Annotated in this window: 14 protein-coding genes; 7 read left to right on the top strand and 7 right to left on the bottom strand. The window is 35.4% G+C overall.

What is annotated here, in order from left to right; all coding sequences use genetic code 11:
- The first annotated feature begins 14 nt into the window (after window positions 1-14).
- Window positions 15-914, top strand: a complete 900-nt coding sequence (locus XJ32_RS12745) for a class I SAM-dependent methyltransferase (protein ID WP_254422480.1) — start codon at window positions 15-17, stop codon at window positions 912-914.
- Window positions 915-1136: 222 nt separating this feature from the next.
- Here the strand turns inward: XJ32_RS12745 and XJ32_RS04170 are convergent, their stop codons facing one another.
- The 4 genes from XJ32_RS04170 to rsmA all read right to left on the bottom strand — a co-directional run bounded on the left by XJ32_RS04170 (window position 1137) and on the right by rsmA (window position 7199).
- Entirely contained in the window at window positions 1137-2141 is a 1005-nt protein-coding gene (locus tag XJ32_RS04170; RefSeq protein ID WP_077388459.1) for an HlyD family secretion protein, read from the bottom strand.
- Between the two features lie 9 nt (window positions 2142-2150).
- Window positions 2151-3698, bottom strand: a complete 1548-nt coding sequence (locus tag XJ32_RS04165) for a TolC family protein (protein ID WP_077388458.1) — start codon at window positions 3696-3698, stop codon at window positions 2151-2153.
- A 304-nt stretch (window positions 3699-4002) separates the two neighbouring features.
- On the bottom strand, window positions 4003-6261 hold the full coding sequence (locus tag XJ32_RS04160) for a ribonuclease J (RefSeq protein ID WP_254422479.1): 2259 nt from the start codon (window positions 6259-6261) through the stop codon (window positions 4003-4005).
- Window positions 6258-7199, bottom strand: coding sequence for a 16S rRNA (adenine(1518)-N(6)/adenine(1519)-N(6))-dimethyltransferase RsmA (gene rsmA / locus XJ32_RS04155; RefSeq protein ID WP_077388457.1), 942 nt, complete (start codon window positions 7197-7199; stop codon window positions 6258-6260). Before rsmA ends, XJ32_RS04160 begins: the two co-directional genes overlap by 4 nt.
- A 175-nt stretch (window positions 7200-7374) precedes the next feature.
- Between rsmA and hisF the strand changes: the two genes are divergently transcribed.
- From hisF to XJ32_RS04140, 3 genes are all read left to right on the top strand, one after another.
- Complete coding sequence (gene hisF, locus XJ32_RS04150; RefSeq protein ID WP_077388456.1) at window positions 7375-8145, top strand: imidazole glycerol phosphate synthase subunit HisF; 771 nt, start codon at window positions 7375-7377, stop codon at window positions 8143-8145.
- Window positions 8146-8256: 111 nt separating this feature from the next.
- On the top strand, window positions 8257-9222 hold the full coding sequence (locus XJ32_RS04145) for a toxin-antitoxin system YwqK family antitoxin (protein ID WP_077388455.1): 966 nt from the start codon (window positions 8257-8259) through the stop codon (window positions 9220-9222).
- A 119-nt stretch (window positions 9223-9341) separates the two neighbouring features.
- Window positions 9342-9794 (top strand): toxin-antitoxin system YwqK family antitoxin, encoded by a 453-nt coding sequence (locus XJ32_RS04140; protein WP_077388454.1) that lies wholly within the window; start codon window positions 9342-9344, stop codon window positions 9792-9794.
- On the opposite strand, the gene rimM is transcribed toward XJ32_RS04140, so the two are convergent.
- Genes rimM through rpsP form a run of 3 tightly spaced genes read right to left on the bottom strand, consistent with a single transcriptional unit; the run spans window position 9791 to window position 11000 of the window.
- Window positions 9791-10453, bottom strand: coding sequence for a ribosome maturation factor RimM (gene rimM, locus XJ32_RS04135; protein ID WP_077388453.1), 663 nt, complete (start codon window positions 10451-10453; stop codon window positions 9791-9793). The genes XJ32_RS04140 and rimM overlap by 4 nt on opposite strands.
- A 12-nt stretch (window positions 10454-10465) precedes the next feature.
- On the bottom strand, window positions 10466-10768 hold the full coding sequence (locus tag XJ32_RS04130; protein WP_004084323.1) for a KH domain-containing protein: 303 nt from the start codon (window positions 10766-10768) through the stop codon (window positions 10466-10468).
- Window positions 10769-10772: 4 nt separating this feature from the next.
- Window positions 10773-11000, bottom strand: coding sequence for a 30S ribosomal protein S16 (gene rpsP, locus XJ32_RS04125; RefSeq protein WP_004084322.1), 228 nt, complete (start codon window positions 10998-11000; stop codon window positions 10773-10775).
- 225 nt (window positions 11001-11225) lie between these two features.
- On the opposite strand from rpsP, the gene XJ32_RS04120 reads away from it, so the two are divergent.
- The 3 genes from XJ32_RS04120 (at window position 11226) to XJ32_RS04110 (ending at window position 17508) form a co-directional block, all read left to right on the top strand.
- Window positions 11226-13940: a heavy metal translocating P-type ATPase gene (locus XJ32_RS04120; RefSeq protein WP_077388452.1), complete on the top strand. Its 2715-nt coding sequence runs from the start codon at window positions 11226-11228 to the stop codon at window positions 13938-13940.
- 73 nt (window positions 13941-14013) lie between these two features.
- Window positions 14014-16614, top strand: coding sequence for an outer membrane protein assembly factor BamA (gene bamA, locus XJ32_RS04115; protein ID WP_077388451.1), 2601 nt, complete (start codon window positions 14014-14016; stop codon window positions 16612-16614).
- A gap of 75 nt (window positions 16615-16689) precedes the next feature.
- Window positions 16690-17508: a hypothetical protein gene (locus tag XJ32_RS04110; RefSeq protein ID WP_077388450.1), complete on the top strand. Its 819-nt coding sequence runs from the start codon at window positions 16690-16692 to the stop codon at window positions 17506-17508.
- The last annotated feature ends 26 nt before the right edge of the window (window positions 17509-17534 follow it).

Raw genomic sequence — 17534 nt, 5'->3', positions numbered from 1 at the left:
TAGGGGAAAAGAATATGGATAACAAAATGAGTAGTGTCGAGATGATGGCAACCTATAATGCAGAGTGGTATGGCGATCAAGGAAATGAGAGTTACAAATCTGCAAAAGCAACACTTGATTCTATTGCAGAGTTATTGCCGAACTTAAGCGATGGTGTAACGAGTGTCATTGATGTTGGTTGTGGTGTTGGCACATGGCTTAGGGCATGGCAGGAAAAATATGGCAATATTAGCATTTGTGGTATTGATGGCAATAGTGTGGAGGGCGAACGCTTTTTCATTCCATACAATTTTTTTCATAGAATAGATTTGACTGCAGATTCTAATGCGATAGTAAGCGAGGTTTTAGAGCATTGTAAAAATGCAGATATTAAAACTAATACGCAAAATACAAATGACACAAATAGCGATACGCTTAGACACAATGGGGGGGGGGGCAAACCCTTTAGTATCGCACAATCCTTAGAGGTTGCCGAGCATTTATACGCAGAATATGCAGAAAATTTTGTTCGTACCCTAACTTCCCTATCTGATATTATTCTTTTTTCCGCAGCAATTCCCCATCAAGGTGGCACACATCATGTCAATGAGCAACCACCAGCCTATTGGGCAGACATTTTTAAAAAGTATGACTATGTGTGTTTCGATATTGTGCGTCCAAAGGTGTGGGAAAATACAAAAATTGCACATTGGTATAGACAAAACATAATGTTGTATGTTCATAAGGGTAAAGCAGAAATCTTTGAGGCATTAGGCTATAAAATCACGCCAAAGCCGATGCACTTGGTCCATCCTTTCATTTATGGATATATGAGCGATTGTCAGCTAGAGATCGAGAGATTAAATAAGAAGTTAAATAAAACATTTTTTAGACGATTAAATAGGTTGTCTAAAAAACTAAGAGGAAAATTATAATCTAACATTTATGTAGAAAATAAGTTATATAATGTTATTTTACAATAGGTAATCTATGTAATATGGCTATATAGTTGTCATGACACCATATTGAAAATTAAGCCACAAGAAAATCTCACCATCCATGCTATGTAGCAACTCATAAAGACTTAGATGAAACTTGTTTTATAAGTTATATAGAATTCTAGGGGTGATAAAGCACAATAAATCTCATCTTAGACTTTATTCACTATCCACAAGCACACTCATACCTACACGCAAACCATCTACTTTTTGTGTTGGGCGGGCTTCTATCTCAAATGTTTTCATATCATAGTTTTGTGTGCTAGCTGTTGCTTTCCATGTGGCAAAATCGCCCATTGCAGCGATATAGGTAACGCGAAATTCCACTTCTTTATTTAATGCGGGTATAAAACCCTTAAAGGTATTCCCTTTCTGGAATCTTTGCAAATGATTCTCATCGACACTTAAACGCAACCAAGAATCATTTAAATCAAGCAGCATAACAACAGGAAAACCACTCGGGGCTAACTCTCCACTATGCACTAAAATATTACTCACTTCACCATCTGCTGGTGCAAACGCCTCAATGTCTTTTACATAGGCTTCTACCTCTTGGACCTGCCCTAATGCTGCTTTTTCTTTCTCTAGGGCTGCCTTTTTTGCTTCATCTCGTGTGCCGCTTAAGGCAAGTTTATATTGTTGATATGTTGTGCTTTCATTATATTTTGCACTTTGATAGGCTGCAAATGCTTCATCTCGCCTTTGCAAACTCATCACGCCTTCATTGTATAGCTGCTGGATTCTCTTATAGGTTTTTTCTGCTAGTTTTGCTTGCGCGCTTGCGGCTTGCCATACATCTTTTGCAGATTCTATGGTTTCATTACGCGTGCCACTATGCACCTCCTCATTTAATGCCTTTGCTGCTTCATATCCTGCTTGGGCTTGTGTGAGTTTTGCTTCTAATTCTGGGCTTTTAATAGTAAAGACTACATCACCTTTTTTTACTACATCGCCCTTATGCACTAAAATTTCATCAATTCTTCCTGCAAGCTTTGAGCTGACACTATATTCTTTTGCGCTTATTTGCCCTTGAAAAATCTGCTTTTTAGGAAGATAGGCACGATAAAATGTGCCAACAAGCCATATTATAATGAGTGCAAACGCAACGACAATAAACACAACAGAAGCTAACTTTTTCTTATCTTTTAGAATCTCTTGTAGCATATTTTCTCCCTATTTTTGTATTGCAAAAAATGTGTCAAGATCGCCACTTAATGCTTGCAATTTTGCAAATGCGATAATCATTTTATAGGCTACACCTTTTTGCTCGACTATGACAGAATCGAGTGCATTCCTTGCATCTACTACAGAATCATTTGTAACAAGCCCTTGAGAGAATGCCCTCTCTTTTAATCGCAAGTTCTCTTTTGCAAGAGCAATGCTAGAATCAAGGGATTCATAACTCTCTTTATATAGCTTTATTTGCTTATAAGTTGTTTTTACAAGTAGCTCCATTTTCTGCACAGCCTCTATCTCAAGTGCGCTTGCTTGCATTTGCATAATCTTTGCACCTTGATATTTTTGCAGTCTGCCTTGTGGGCTAAGTAGCGTCCATCTAGCTGCAACCCCTGCATACCAATTTGGCATCATTTGCTCCATTTTTGACCTATTATCAGTTACCATAAAAGATGCAAAAGCACCGATTTTTGGAGTGAATCTACCAAGTTCTAATCGCTTTGTGTAATCTGCCATAGTGATTTTATTATGTGCAATTTGTAATGCAGGATAGGTTTTAAGTGTCGCTTCTTTGTAGTATTCAAATGATTTTAACTCTAAGTTTGGATTTATGGCTAGAAGTGAAGTTGGATTAGAATCTGTTGTTTGTAAAATGCTATCAAGCGTAAAATTTGCTATATCAAGGGCATTTTCTGCGCTTCTTCTTTGATTTTTAGCCTTATCATAGGCTACTTGTGCGCCGAGTAGCTCAATGTCTGCGATTTGCCCTAGTCTGTGAAGTTTTTTTGAATTTTCATAATGCTTTAATGTGCTTTCTTCTGTGGATTGTAAGGCATTAAGGGTTTCTTTTGCAAGCACAACGCTATAATAGATTGTTACTAATTCTTCAAAAGTAGCTAACTCTTTCAGTCTTAAAGCTTGATAGGAATCTTTTAGGGCAACTTTAGCAAGTTTATTACCATAGTACCTAGCACCACCGGTATAGAGCGGATATAAAATATTTAATGCACCAACGACAACATCTTGCTCTAAAAGCGTGATAGGTGTGCCATAGAATTGCAAAAGTGAGACAAGCTGCCCACCCATTTGCCCTATTTGACCGGATTGTCCTGCTAGAATCTGTGCGTCTTGTAATACTTTATTATACTGATTTCTATCATGAATGAGATCGATTTGGACTTTATTGCCAAGATGAAGATACAAGGCATTTAAATCAATTTGTGGCAAGTATGATAGCTTTGCTGCTAGATTTAGTTTTTCCATATTTTGCGTGTTGAGATATTGTGCTTTTATGCCTTGATTATTGCGTAATACATCTTGCCATGCGTCATAAATGCTTATGTTTTTGCTTGTATTTTTTGCGTTTTTAGAATCTAGGTTTTGTGCGGTTATGTAATCAGATTGCGTTATGTAGTCTTTGGCTTGTATATTCTTTTTGAGTGAAGTTTGATTGGCATAGCATGTGTATGATAGCATAATGCCAAATAGCCAACATAATGGCAGTAACCCTAATGGCAACCTTACGGCATATTTGCAATGATTCATTTCTAAACCCTTAAAATAAGATAACGCATGTAAAACTAAATATAGTGTTGATTATAGTCAATATTCAACAATAAAGGACTTATATGCTAGTTTTTAAATTGATAAACGATCTCTATTGTTAAGAAATATCTATGCCAACAGATTGATATGCAAATTGACTTAATGTTAGTTTGTTATAGAATCTCATTGCAATAAGACTAAATTTATCGTTTAGATTATAGGTTTCAAAAAGATTGCGTGAAGAGTTATCTTATTTGCAAACCTAAGTCCATGCAAACTGATCCTATGTAAATATTATACACACTTAAAGATTCCCTTCATTTTCATTGATAGTCTCACTCACAATAGATTCTAAGTGTGTATCTAGCATATCATGTCCTTTATGTGGGGCATTTTGTGTCATTTTTTGTCGCACTTCGCCATCGATTAAGACATTTACCAATATCGCTGGATATTTTTTAAAGCGTTTGAAAAGCAATTTTCTTAACACGCTAAATAAATCATTCTCTAAACTTTTTGCATCTTTAAAGATAGTCGGTTTTGCATTGCTAAAGTGCATATTGATATTATCCATAATAAACTTTGCTAACTCTGCCTCTTCTTTCTGTCCTAAGATTCCAAAGACATTGATTCTGTTTTCTAGAATCTTTCTTTTTTGCATATCCATACGCAAGGTTAGAATAAAGATTCCATCATTTGCAAGGAGATTTCGCTCATTTATCACATCATTTTCAATCTGTCTATTTGCTTGATTATCCACAAAGCTTTTGCCTGTTCGCACAGATTTTACTTTACGCATGTAGTTTGGATTGACTTCGATTTGATCGCCATCTTCCATAAGATAAATATTTTTTTCTAGCACACCACAAGCAATAGCAGTTTGTTTATGCTTTGCGATATGATTGTATTCACCATGCACTGGTAGGAAAAACTTAGGTTTAATTAATCTTAGCATGAGCTTTTGTTCTTCTTGGGCGGCATGTCCGCTTACATGGATTTCGCTGAAATCTTGATAGGCGACTTTTGCCCCTGCTTTCATAATGAGATTAATGACTGCTGATACACTGCCCTCATTTCCCGGGATAGCCTTTGCTGATAGAATCACCATGTCTGTTGGCTTGATTTTAATGTGTCTATGCTCATCAGTTGCCATGCGATATAATGCACTCATGGTTTCGCCCTGACTGCCTGTCGTTACGATTAGCACCTCTTCATCTGGATATTGTAATACTTCATGTGCTTCAATAAATACATTGCTTGGTAGATCAATGTAGCCTAACTCCCTTGCAATATCTAGGTTTTTCTCCATTGAGCGACCTATAACTGCGACTTTGCGATTATATTTCAAACCATACGAGATAGCCTGATACACTCTGTGTATGTTTGAGCTAAAGGTACTCATAATCACTCTGCCTGTGGCATTTTTAAAGAGATTATCAAAAGTTGGTCCTACACTTGCTTCACTTGGAGTTACACCGCTTTTATGAGAATTTGTAGAATCACTTAAAAGCAGCATTACCCCCTCTTCGCCATAATGTGCTAGTCTGTGTAAATCTGTGGGGAGATTATCAATTGGAGTATGGTCTATCTTAAAATCACCTGTGTGCATAATAACCCCTGCTTCTGTGCGGATCGCAAGGGCAGAACTATCAATAATGCTATGTGTGATATGAATCCACTCAATCTCAAAATCCCCAATTCTTACCGGACTTCTTTTTTCTACAATGTGAAATAATGATTTATATTGCTTCAAGCCATGTTCTTCAAACTTATTGCCAACAAGCCCTAATGCAAGTGGTGTGCCATAGAGTGGAAACTGAAACTGCTTGTAAAAGTAAGGCACAGCTCCAATATGGTCTTCATGTGCGTGTGTAATCACAACGGCTGCAATCTTATTTTTAATACTTTGAATATAGTGAAAATCTGGTATCAAAATATCAACACCGGGCATACTCTCATCTGGAAAACTCATGCCAATATCAATGACAATCGCACTTTTTTCAGTCTCAATAATAGTCATATTGCCACCGATTTCGCCAAGCCCACCAAGTGGTGTGATACGCACTTTTGCATTTGTGTTGAGGTTTAGTTTGTGGTGTGGATTGAGTGAGCCTTTTTGAATCTTTGTATTTGCTTCAACACCTTTTTTTAAGTCTTTGTGAAAAGAGAGATTCCCTTTTTCATTTGTGGTTTTTATCTTTCTTGTGCCATCTTCATGTTTCTCTTCTTCATATCTCTCTCTTTTTTGTCGCATGGCATGTTTATTTTCGCCTACCCATTTTCTATTCTCTGTGTTAGAATCTTTTGTATGCTCGTTTTTAAATTGCGGTTTAAAGTTTCGCTTTTTATGCTCATTTACAGAACGCATATTAGAATCTTCTCTTTTATTGGAATCTTCTAGGGCATGTGCGGGATTTTTAGGGCGAGGCTTTCTTGCATGTGTGTTATGTCTTTCGCCTTTTTGTGTGTCTGTGTGTTCCTGTCTTGTGCGTCTTTTTTGCTCTTTATTTAGCATATCATTTGACACATTTACTTGTTCTTCACTCTTATTTTGTTCATTCATTGTTTATCCTTTTTCATAGCATTATATATATGCAACATATCGCAATATTCTTGTAAGCCTACTTCATGTGCTCTTACATTCTCATCTAATTGCATGGTTTGAAAGATATGTTTTAGCATTGCCTTATCTCTCAATTTATCATATTGCATAAGATTTGAAAAGAGTTTTTTACGCGGTGCAAGGAATGCAAAATGCAGCAAAGATTCTAAATCTTGCGTGTAGTGACACTTCCCGCGTTTAAAGCAAAATACTGCTGACTCCACTTTTGGTGGTGGATTAAACGCTTCTTTTGGCACAGAAAAAAGATAGGATATATCGCCAAAAGATTGTGCTAAAAGGCTAAGGCTACAATATGTGCTATCCTTTTGTTTCGCACAAAATTTCTGTGCCACTTCTTTTTGTGTCATTACAAGAAATCCCTTGCAATGCGTATCCTTTAAGGCTTGCAAAATAATCGCAGTTGCAATATAATAGGGGAGATTTGAGACCAAAAAGTAATCACTACTAAGCAAATAAGAATCATTATGTCGCACTTTTAGCACATCAGCTTGCACAAGTTGCAATCTATTTGTCTCTATCTCATGATGATAGTTTTTCTCTGCCTGTGTGATTAAATCATAATCGATTTCATACGCTAAAAGGCTATATTTGCTTAAAAGTCTTTTGGTTAAATCGCCCAAGCCAATCCCCACTTCGATTAATCGCACGCTTTTATCAATCTCTGCGGCAATATCGTGGGGAATGGATTGGAAGATTCTATCAAGTATTACAGAATCATGTAAAAAATGTTGTCCTAAACTCTTTTTATGATGAAAGTGCGTTTTGCTTTTTTCATGCTGTTTTAATGTCGCTTTTTTATCTAAGCTTTTAGTTTTATAAGTTCTAGAATCTACATTGATTCTAGATTCTGTAATGTAAGATTCTAATGTATCTTGCATTATGTCTCCCATTTTCTGTTTTGTTTATATGTAGCTATATCTTAAGGGCATAGCCTTAAACTCATTTCATATTTTGACTGACTTTATCTTGTAAATAATTAGCTAAACTTATGACTTTAATATTATTTTTCAGTGAAATTATAACGATTTTTCTATGTTAAGTAAAGGGGATATTATGACAAATTTAGCAAAAAGGATTATTCCATGCCTTGATATTAAAGATGGAAGAGTTGTAAAAGGTGTGAATTTTGTAGCCCTAAAAGATGCGGGAGATCCACTTGAAGTAGCAAAAAGATATAATGATTGTGGTGCTGATGAGCTTGTATTTTTAGATATTAACGCTTCTTTTGAAGGACGCAAAGCAACGCTAAAGGTTATAGAATTTATTGCTAAAGAGGTCTTTATCCCGCTAACTATTGGCGGGGGCATTAGCACACTAGAAGATATTAGCAATCTCTTAGATGCAGGTTGTGATAAGGTTAGCCTTAACTCTTCAGCGATTAAGAATCCAGACTTTATAAATGAAAGTGCTAAGAAGTTTGGGTCTCAATGTATTGTCATCGCCATTGATGTGAAAAGAAGAGAGAATGGAAGTATTGGCGTTTTCACACATGGTGGGCGGCATGATAGCGGACTAGATATGCAGACATGGCTACAAGAAGTGGAGAAAAGGGGGGCTGGTGAGATTCTATTAACAAGTATGGATAGCGATGGCACAAAGGCTGGATTTGATATAGAAAAGCTAAAGATTGCTATGGAGTGTTGTGATTTACCGCTTATCGCAAGTGGTGGAGCGGGGTCTATGGAGCATATTTTAGAAGCATTTGAAATAGGCGTTGATGCTGTGCTTGCTGCAAGTATCTTTCACTATAAAGAAGTAGAGATAGAATCTCTAAAGCATTTTTTAACACAGCATAATATCCCTGTGCGTTTGGAATGTGTGTAGATTTAAGAGATTCTATCACATAGACTTATGGATAGATATACTAAATTGTTTTTATATCTTATAAATATTTTGTAAAATACCGAATCTTTATCTTAATTTAAAAGGGCAGTTATGTTGCTAAAAAGTGTGTTTATAGGTTTTCTCTCATTTTCTATCTTACATGCAGATACACTAAAAGAATGCAAAACCGAAGCGGATAAAATAAGCGGTTGCATAGAAAAAAAATATGATTCAAGTGTGAATATTTGGATAGAAACACCATATAAAAATGGCAAAGTAGATGGCATAGCAAAAGAGTATTATGAGAAAGGGAAGTTAGCAAGTGAAACACCATTTAAAAATGACAAAAGAGAAGGCATAGAAAAGTTGTATAATGAAAATGGGAATCTTGTGAAAGAAGTGCCATATAAAAACCGTGAAGTAAATGGCACAACAAAAACATATGATGACAATGGAAACTTGATTCTAGAAGCATCAGTTTTAAATGATATATTGCATGGGGATATGAGATTCTACACAGAAGATAAAAAGCTACTAGCTACAATAAACGCACAAAACGACAAGTTTATAAGTGGAAAATGCTTTAATGATAAAGTTTTAACAGACAAAGCTTTGGAAGAGATTTATATATTTAATAATATTAGCAAAACAATTAATTATTTACAAAGAATATGCCTTAAAAGTGCAGATACGCTAAAAGAATGCGAAAGCGAAGCAGACAAAATAAGCGGTTGCGTAGAGAGAGGATATTATGCAAATGGGAATCTTTGGGTAGAAATGCCATATAAAAATGGTAAAAGAGAAGGTATAGAAAAAGAGTATCATTATGAAAATGGGAAGCTTCGGGCAGAAATACCATTTAAAAACGATAGCGTAAATGGGGATATAAAACTCTACACAAAAGATGGAAAACTACTAGCCTTAATTAAAGCCGAGAATAATAAGTTTATAAGTGGAAAATGCTCTAGTGACAAAGCCCTAACAAGTAAAGATTTAGAAGAGAGTAATAAATATCCCTACTTCGAAAGTGCAATTAACCATTTAGAAGTAATATGCATCAAAAGTGATTCTAAATAACCCTTGATTTTAAAACCATCTTAACACTTGCTAGATTCTAACCTTAGAATCTTTTAGGCTTTAATCTAAAATAGTTTTTGTAAAATACAGAATCTTTATCTCAATTTAAAAGGGCGGTTATGTTACTAAAAAATGTGTTTATAGGATTTTTATCATTTTCTATCTTACATGCAGATACACTAAAAGAATGCAAAACCGAAGCGGATAAAATAAGCGGTTGTGTAGAAAAAGAATATGATTCAAGCGTGAATCTTTGGAGAGAAACACCATATAAAAATGGCAAAAAAGAAGGCATAGAAAAGCGGTATTATGAGAATGGGAATCTAGAAGGAGAAATACCATATAAAAACCATAACATAGATGGGGATATGAAACTCTACACAGAAGATAAAAAGCTGCTTGCCGCAATAAACGCACAAAATAACAAACTTATAAGCGGCAAATGCTTTAATAATAAAGTCTTAACAGACAAAGATTTAAAAGGGATTGAAAACAACTACATTAACATTGAAAAGGCACTTAACTATCTACAAGAAATATGCCTTAATCCTTTTTCATATATTAATAATTAATCCATGCGTAAAAAGCGTGCGTCTTTTGTGATTATTTGTCTATTTTCTAAATCAACTGAAAGCACATAGCGGTCAATATAAGGTATCAAAAAATGCTTATCAAGCACGAGATAATGTGTATTTGCTATCTCTTGTATATCTTTCACAATGCCAAGATTTATGCCATCTTCTACTACGCACATGCCGATAATATCAAAGTAGAAAAACTCATCTTTTTCTAGCGTGCATAGCTCTCTTGTATCATCAAGTGTGCTATAAAAAAGCATATTGCATAAAAGTTCTGCTTCTTCGCGTCTTATGATTTCTTTAAATTCTACAAGCTTTTTTGTGGAATGAAAAGTTTTGAGTATTAGGGGCAAATATGCCCTTGTGTTCTCTTGTGTGGGGTTATGTTTTGTAGCTATTAAACCAGCCTTATTCTGCGTGTTGTTTGTGTTGTTAGAATTCAGCTTATTGTTAGAGAGAATAGTTGAGAGTTTATCCACATATTCTATATAAAATACATTATCACTTGCTAAAATCTCGGGAAAATCTGTTAATATCGTAGCACGAATACCGCCTTTCAATCCCACACTTCTACCAAACTTGCCGACAACAACCATATTTGATGGTGTGAAGTGCGGTAAAGATTCTATGTATTTTGCATGATTAAGGGGCATTAGAATCCAAAGTTATTGCGACTTTGCATTACCACATGGATTTGTGCTATCATGAGCTACGACTACAAGCTCGTATGAGACATTATCCTTTGCCTTACATGCAGAAACGACATTCTTCAAAGCACTTACCATTTTGCCATCTTTGCCTATTATCTTACCTATATCTTCGTTTGCAACTTGAATGCAAATCATATAGTCAGAATGTTTCCCTGCACTCGTGGTAATTGCCACATCATCTGGATATTTTACAATTTTCTTAACATATTTTTCTAAGAAGTCTTGCACAGAAAACTTTTGCATACTACTTACTGCCATATAATTATTTGCTTAAAATCGCAACTCTTTCACTCATTTTTGCACCGACACTTTTCCAATATTCTAGTCGCTCTCTATCTAGCTTTACAACTGCTGGATTAGCCACAGGGTTATAAAAACCAATAGATTCAATCCAACCACCATCTCGTCTTTTTCTTGAATCTGTAACTACTATTCTATAAAATGGTTTTTTCTTACGACCCATTCGTGTTAATCTAATTACTGTTGCCATTGTATTCCTTATAAATGAAAAAAATTTTCGCTATTCTATCACAAAACTATGAATTTTTATAAATATTTTCCCAAAATTAAATTCTTCTTTCCAAAATCTAAACCAAACATACTATGATAGTAAAAAGCAATCAAGCAAAATCAATAAACACACAAGGCAATAAGCAAGTAAAACAATACTAAAATTTTTATTGTAAAATTCATTTATTAAAGATAAAGGCAGAATATGCAGATTCCATGCTCTCATTGTAAGCAAGTATATAATAAAGACGCATTAAAAGAAGTAAAAGATACAGAATCTAAAAAGACTTTATATTTTTGCTGTAATGGCTGTGAGCTTGCCTATTCGCTTTTAAAATCATGTAATTTAGAATCTTTTTATACAAAGTTAGGCGATAATACCCTGCAAACAAAAAAGCTACAAGATTCTAAAGTGGCTACAAACTTTAACTCCATAAATTTCACACAAAAATATCTAAAAGATTCTAATGGCTTAAAGGAAGTGCATTTCATAATAGAGGGCGTTGTATGTGCGGCATGCGTATGGCTAAATGAGCAGATTTTAGCAAAAATGCAAGGTATAAAAGAACTAAAGATAAACTACACTGCACATAAGGCAAAAATACTTTTTGATCCAAATGAGACAAGCTTTCAGCAAATCTATGATGAGGTTGCAAAGATAGGCTATAAGGCTATCGTTTATGACCCGCAAGATAGGGAGCAAAATGATAATGTGAGAAATAGGGAATACTACATTAAACTAGCCGTAGCAATATTTTGTGCAATGAATGTTATGTGGGTAAATGTAGGGCAGTATAGTGGCTTTTTCTCTGGGATAGATTCTATATCAAGTAATATTTTAAATCTTGCGAGTTTTATCCTTGCTACACCTGTGCTTTTCTTTTGTGCGAGTGATTTTTATAAACAAGCATATAAGGGGCTAAAAAATGGCGTAATAGGCATGGAAATGCTTGTAATAACAGGCACGACCCTTGTGTATTGCTACTCGATTTATGCGTGGCTTAGCGGGAGTGGGCATACTTATTTTGAATCTGTTTGCATGATTATTTTATTTGTGCTAAGTGCGAAGTTTTTAGAATCTTTAAGTCAAAAAAGAGCAAATGATAATCTCTGTAAATTAAATGCGATACTACCGCTTGAGGCAAGAAAAGAGAATGGCGAAATCGTATCAGTATATGATATAAAGGCTGGGGATACATTGCTTGTGTTAGCTGGAGAAATGCTTTGTGTTGATGGAATCTTGCTTAGTCCAAACGCACATTTAGATTATGCTAATATTAGCGGTGAGAGTGTAGCTATCACAAAAGAAGTGAATGAAGAGATTATGGCAGGGGCAATTGCCCTTGATAAGCCGCTTATCTACAAGGCACAAAAAAGCTTTGAAGATTCTAGCATGAGTAAGTTAGCAAGGCTTTTAAAAGAGAGTGAGTTTAGCACGCCACAAATTGCAACGACTGCTTTTAAAATCGCTGGGAAGTTTAGCCGCATTGTTTTAAGTATCGCTTTACTTAGCTTTTGCTACTACTATTTTTTCACACAGAGTGGCTTTGAGTATGCCCTGCTTATTGCGGTATCTGTGATTGTGATTGCTTGTCCTTGTGCGTTAGCTCTTGCTACGCCTATTGCTAGTGTAGTGGGCTTAAATGTAGGCTTTAAAAATCACATTATCTATACAAAGGCTGACTTTCTAGAATCTCTAGCAAAAGCAGATTCTATAATCTTTGATAAGACAGGCACACTCACACAAGGAAATATGAGTGTAGTGAGTATGACTCAATATAATGATTTTAGGGAATTACTTGGGGGTTGTGCTTTAGATTCTAAAGATTATCATATTAAACAAAGCGAGATAAATCAAAACCTAGATTCTCACTCTTGTCATATTGAGCGTAGCAAAATATCTCATATAGAAAATATAGAATCTAAACAAAGCTTAGAGTTTATAAACAAAGCTTCCATAAAAGATATAGAATCTACAAAAAGCACCAAAACAAAACAAAGCCGCAGTTTCTTTAGTAAAGAGACAACGCAGGTAAAGCAGAAAGAAAAAGGATTTCTATATGCTTTACTCAAACACAACAACCACACAATCGCAAAAGCTATATTACAATCTTTATATAAAGATAATGCAGAATTAGATTCATTAAAAGATTCAGCAAATACATATAATTTTACAGACTTTTCACTTATTGCAGGTAGTGGATTTGAATCCTATTATAACAATACACATATTATAGGTGGTAGTAGGGCATATATGGAAAAAATGGGAGTTAGTCTATTAGATTCAAACAAGACGGACACAGACGATGATATAACAGAATGCTTCATTGCCTATAAATTAGAGAATGAAAAAAGCTACACTCTTGCGTATAGATTTGGCTTAAAAGATTCTATAAAAGATGGAGCAAAAGATCTCATCTTGCTTCTTCATAGCTATAAAAAGAAAGTAAGCATTCTTAGTGGCGATAGAGAAAGTGTTGTGAAAAAAGTAGCACAAACCCTGCATATCAAAGACTATAAACATTCAAAAACACCTTTGCAAAAGGCAGAGTTTGTGAGAGATTTAATAGCAAAAGGGCATAATGTCGTTATGATTGGCGATGGATTAAATGACTCACTTGCATTAAAATACGCACAAGTTGGCATTGCTATGGGGAGTGGCAGTGAGATTGCCCTGCAATATAGTGATGTGATTATCCTTGATGATAGTTTAAAAAGCCTTTCAAAAGCCTTTAAAATCGCACATAAAACACTGCGTATTATAAAAGGCAACCTACTCATGAGTTTAGTTTATAATGTCTTAGCCATTCCGCTTGCATTCTTTGGCTTTGTGATTCCATTATTTGCGGCGGCATTTATGAGTTTGAGTTCATTATGTGTTGTGCTAAATTCATTGCGACTCTACAAAAGTAGGCTTTAATATTGTTTTTAATCCGCTATAATTTTAGCTTTTTTGTAAGTTATTGAATCTTTTTTGAAAATTTGGGAGCATTATGCGTCTTTTATTACTTATTTTTTGTATGTTTAGTCTATCTTTTGCAGAAGTTATACAATCTGTAAAAGTGAATAATATAACTTATATGTCAGAATCTCTAGCAAAAGATATAATCAATATAAAATCAGGCGAAAAGCTTGATTATGGCAAGGTGGATACCGCTATCCTAGCCCTTTATAAGCAAGGCTACTTTAATGATATTTATGCGACTTTTGATAATGGAGTCTTGCAGTTTTTTGTGAAAGAGAAACCAGCCATTGCAAGTATTGAGTTAAAAGGCTATGGCACACAGAGTGAAAAAGAAACAATTTATGGACAGATTGGAATCAAAAAGGGCGATACCTATGATGATATAAAGCTTGATAAAGCCCTTGAAACACTCAAGCAAATGCTAGAATATAAGGGCTATTATGGCAGTGTGATTGAGCCTAGCGTAGTAGAGCTTAGTGAGGGCAGAGCAGTAGCAATTACCTTAAATGTTAATCGCGGGGATACAATCATCATTGAAAAAAGCTATTATGAAGGTGCGACAAAGCTACCAAAAAGAAAGCTAGAATCTCTTAGTGCGAATAAGCAAAGAGACTTTATGGGTTGGCTACCCGGGCTTAATGCTGGTAAGCTTATGCTAGGTGAGATTGAGCTAGATTCTTTAAGGATACAAGATTCTTATATGCGTAATGGTTTTTTAGACGCACAGGTGTCAAATCCACTTCTTTCAGTCAATATGACAAATCACAAAGCACAGCTTTACTACAATGTAAGCGAGGGAGAGCAGTATAAAGTCAGTGGAATCTCTTTTGTAATTGATAGTGAGCATAAAGATGAAATCACAGAAGAAGAGCTAAAAAAAGATTTAAGCGCTAAGATTGGCGAAGTCTTTAATATACAAAATGTAAGAGATGATTCACAACGCATAAAGCTAAAAGTAGCAGATTTGGGTTATGCTTATGTCGCAGTGAATCCAGACTTAAAAAAGAATGCAGAAAAGCAAGAAGTGGAGGTTGTATTTCACATTGACTTTGGTAAAAAAGTGCGTATTAATGATGTCTTAATCACAGGCAACACACGAACAGGGGATAGAATCATACGCCGAGAGATTCTCATTGCACCGGGTGATATTTACTCTCTAGGTAAGATTCAAAGCAGTGAGATTGCATTAAAGCGTATTGGCTATTTTGAAAATGTCCGCATTGATGAAAGGCGTATTAGCGAAGATTCTATGGATTTAGTCGTAAATGTTACAGAGGGTAGGACAGGGGAGCTTACCTTTGGTATCGGCTATGGTAGCTTTTATGGACTTATGGTCAATGCGAGTGTAAATGAGCGCAATCTCTTTGGTAGTGGCTTTGGGGCAAGTTTATATGCAAATGTAAGCTTTGGGGGCGATTTCTCTTTTTATAATACAAGCAGGACTAGCTTTTTTACCGCTACACAACAAGCCTTTAATCTAAGCCTTACAAACCCTAGAATCTTAGATTCTAAATGGAGTTTGTCTATGAATCTTTATTATAGTCGCTATCTTAACTATGTTTATACACAGCAAAGTGTAGGTGGTGGCTTCACTGTTGGACGATTATTACTTCCTACTTTAAGGCTTAATGTAGGCTATGATATTAATAAAACAGATACCTTTGGATTCTACAATCTCTACACAGGACAAGCCCAACCGCAGTATCAAAAATATTATGATTCTGGAAATATTGATTACACAATTAATAATCCAAATTGGGACGGAAAGCAAAACAATGGTGCAACACAAGATTGCACCACTAACCCTAGCTCTTGTAGCAATAATACAACTCATGAATTTCTAAAATACCGCACACAAGGCTTATGGGATAGAAGCTATTCTGGTTGGGATAATGCACCTATTAAAAGCTCTATTACCCCAAGCCTTGTATTTGATAATACAGATGACTACTATTTTCCTAAGAATGGTAACTCTACAACGCTTTCTTTAAATATCGCAGGTATTGGTGGTGATGTGTATTATACAAAGCTGTATGCTAAGACTGGATTCTATTTTGATATTAGTAAATGGACTAAAATCGATTTAATCGCACGATATAAGGCACAAGGGGGCTATCTCTTCCGCTATAGTCCAAATCACTTTTTACCGCTTAATGATACTTTCTATATGGGTGGTGTAGGCACAATCAGGGGATATTCAAGCTATTCTATTACACCGCTAGATAGCGATGGTTTACGCGTTGGTGGTGATGGAATCTTTACAAATTCAGTAGAGCTTAGCTATGGCTTAATCCCTAGTGCAAAAATGCGTGTAGCCTTATATGCAGATTATGGGATCTTAACCTATCATGGTGCAAATGGTGCGGCAAACTTTAAGCAATACGGCACAATTTATGGTAACTCAAGTATATTAGCAAGGGGTGCAGCAGGTGTTGCAGTCGAATGGGTATCGCCTATGGGACCCATTGTAATAGTAATCCCTATGCTATGGTATGGACCAACAGACCCTATGGGTATAGGACCTAGCAAAATCTTTAGCTATGGCACAGCAAATGACATTCGTGCAAGTGGTGGCTATCTTACAAACTATCCTAGCTTTTTTGAATTTACTATGGGGACTAGATTCTAATCTTTGTATTCCTATGTGTAATGCGGATTCTAAAAGCTATTTTGAAAGTGTGCGGATAAGTTTGCAAGGATTTATATGTCATTATCATCATATATTTTGAACGCATTATCTTTGCGACAAAAGATAGTCATTATTCTGCTTTTTAGTAGCGTTATGCTTGGTATTGTAAGTGTGTGTATTATGCGTAGTGAGTGGATATTCTCACTTATTTGCGGTTGTCTGTCTTATGTATTACTCATGATAGTAACATTTCGGTCCATTCGCACAAAGATTACACAAAAGATACAAGAAGCCGACACAGAAGAAAAACTACTCAAATACGCAAGCAAATATGATGATGAAATGCAAGATATTACACAAAAAGTTATCTCACAAGATTCTAAGCATAACTTAAAAACTACAGAATCTATGCAAACACAAAACGAAGCGATGCAACATAATGAGAATTTGGAATCTTGTCATATTGAGCGAAGCGAAATATCTAACACAGAATCCAAACAAAGTAAAGATTCCATAGACACAAATTCTTCACTCTCCCCAAACATTCAAAACAGCACAAACTCACCCAAAACAACAGAAAATACAGAATCTAATCCCAACACAAAGCAAAGCAAAAAAGAAAAAAGCAAAGAGAGATTAAAACTCCTTGATTTATCAAAGGCGAGTTTGGGTTTTGAACTCAGCTTTTCACTCCCTAGAATCTTTGTATTCATCGGCATGATTGTGTGTTGTGTTGTGCTGGTGTGGTTTAGGGCATTCTATCCACTTGTATATCTTTTTGGTGTATTTCTTGGCGTTGTGATTATTATGTGCTTTTTACTTATGAAGCGATGGCATGATGATTTTATGCAAAATTCACACAAACACGACACCAAATCATGTAAAACTTGCTAGAATCTACAAAATCTTTTAATAGGAGC

This window comes from Helicobacter bilis (assembly GCF_001999985.1).
In the GTDB taxonomy this organism is placed as follows: domain Bacteria; phylum Campylobacterota; class Campylobacteria; order Campylobacterales; family Helicobacteraceae; genus Helicobacter_A; species Helicobacter_A rappini.
This window is presented reverse-complemented; position numbering and strand designations above follow the sequence as displayed.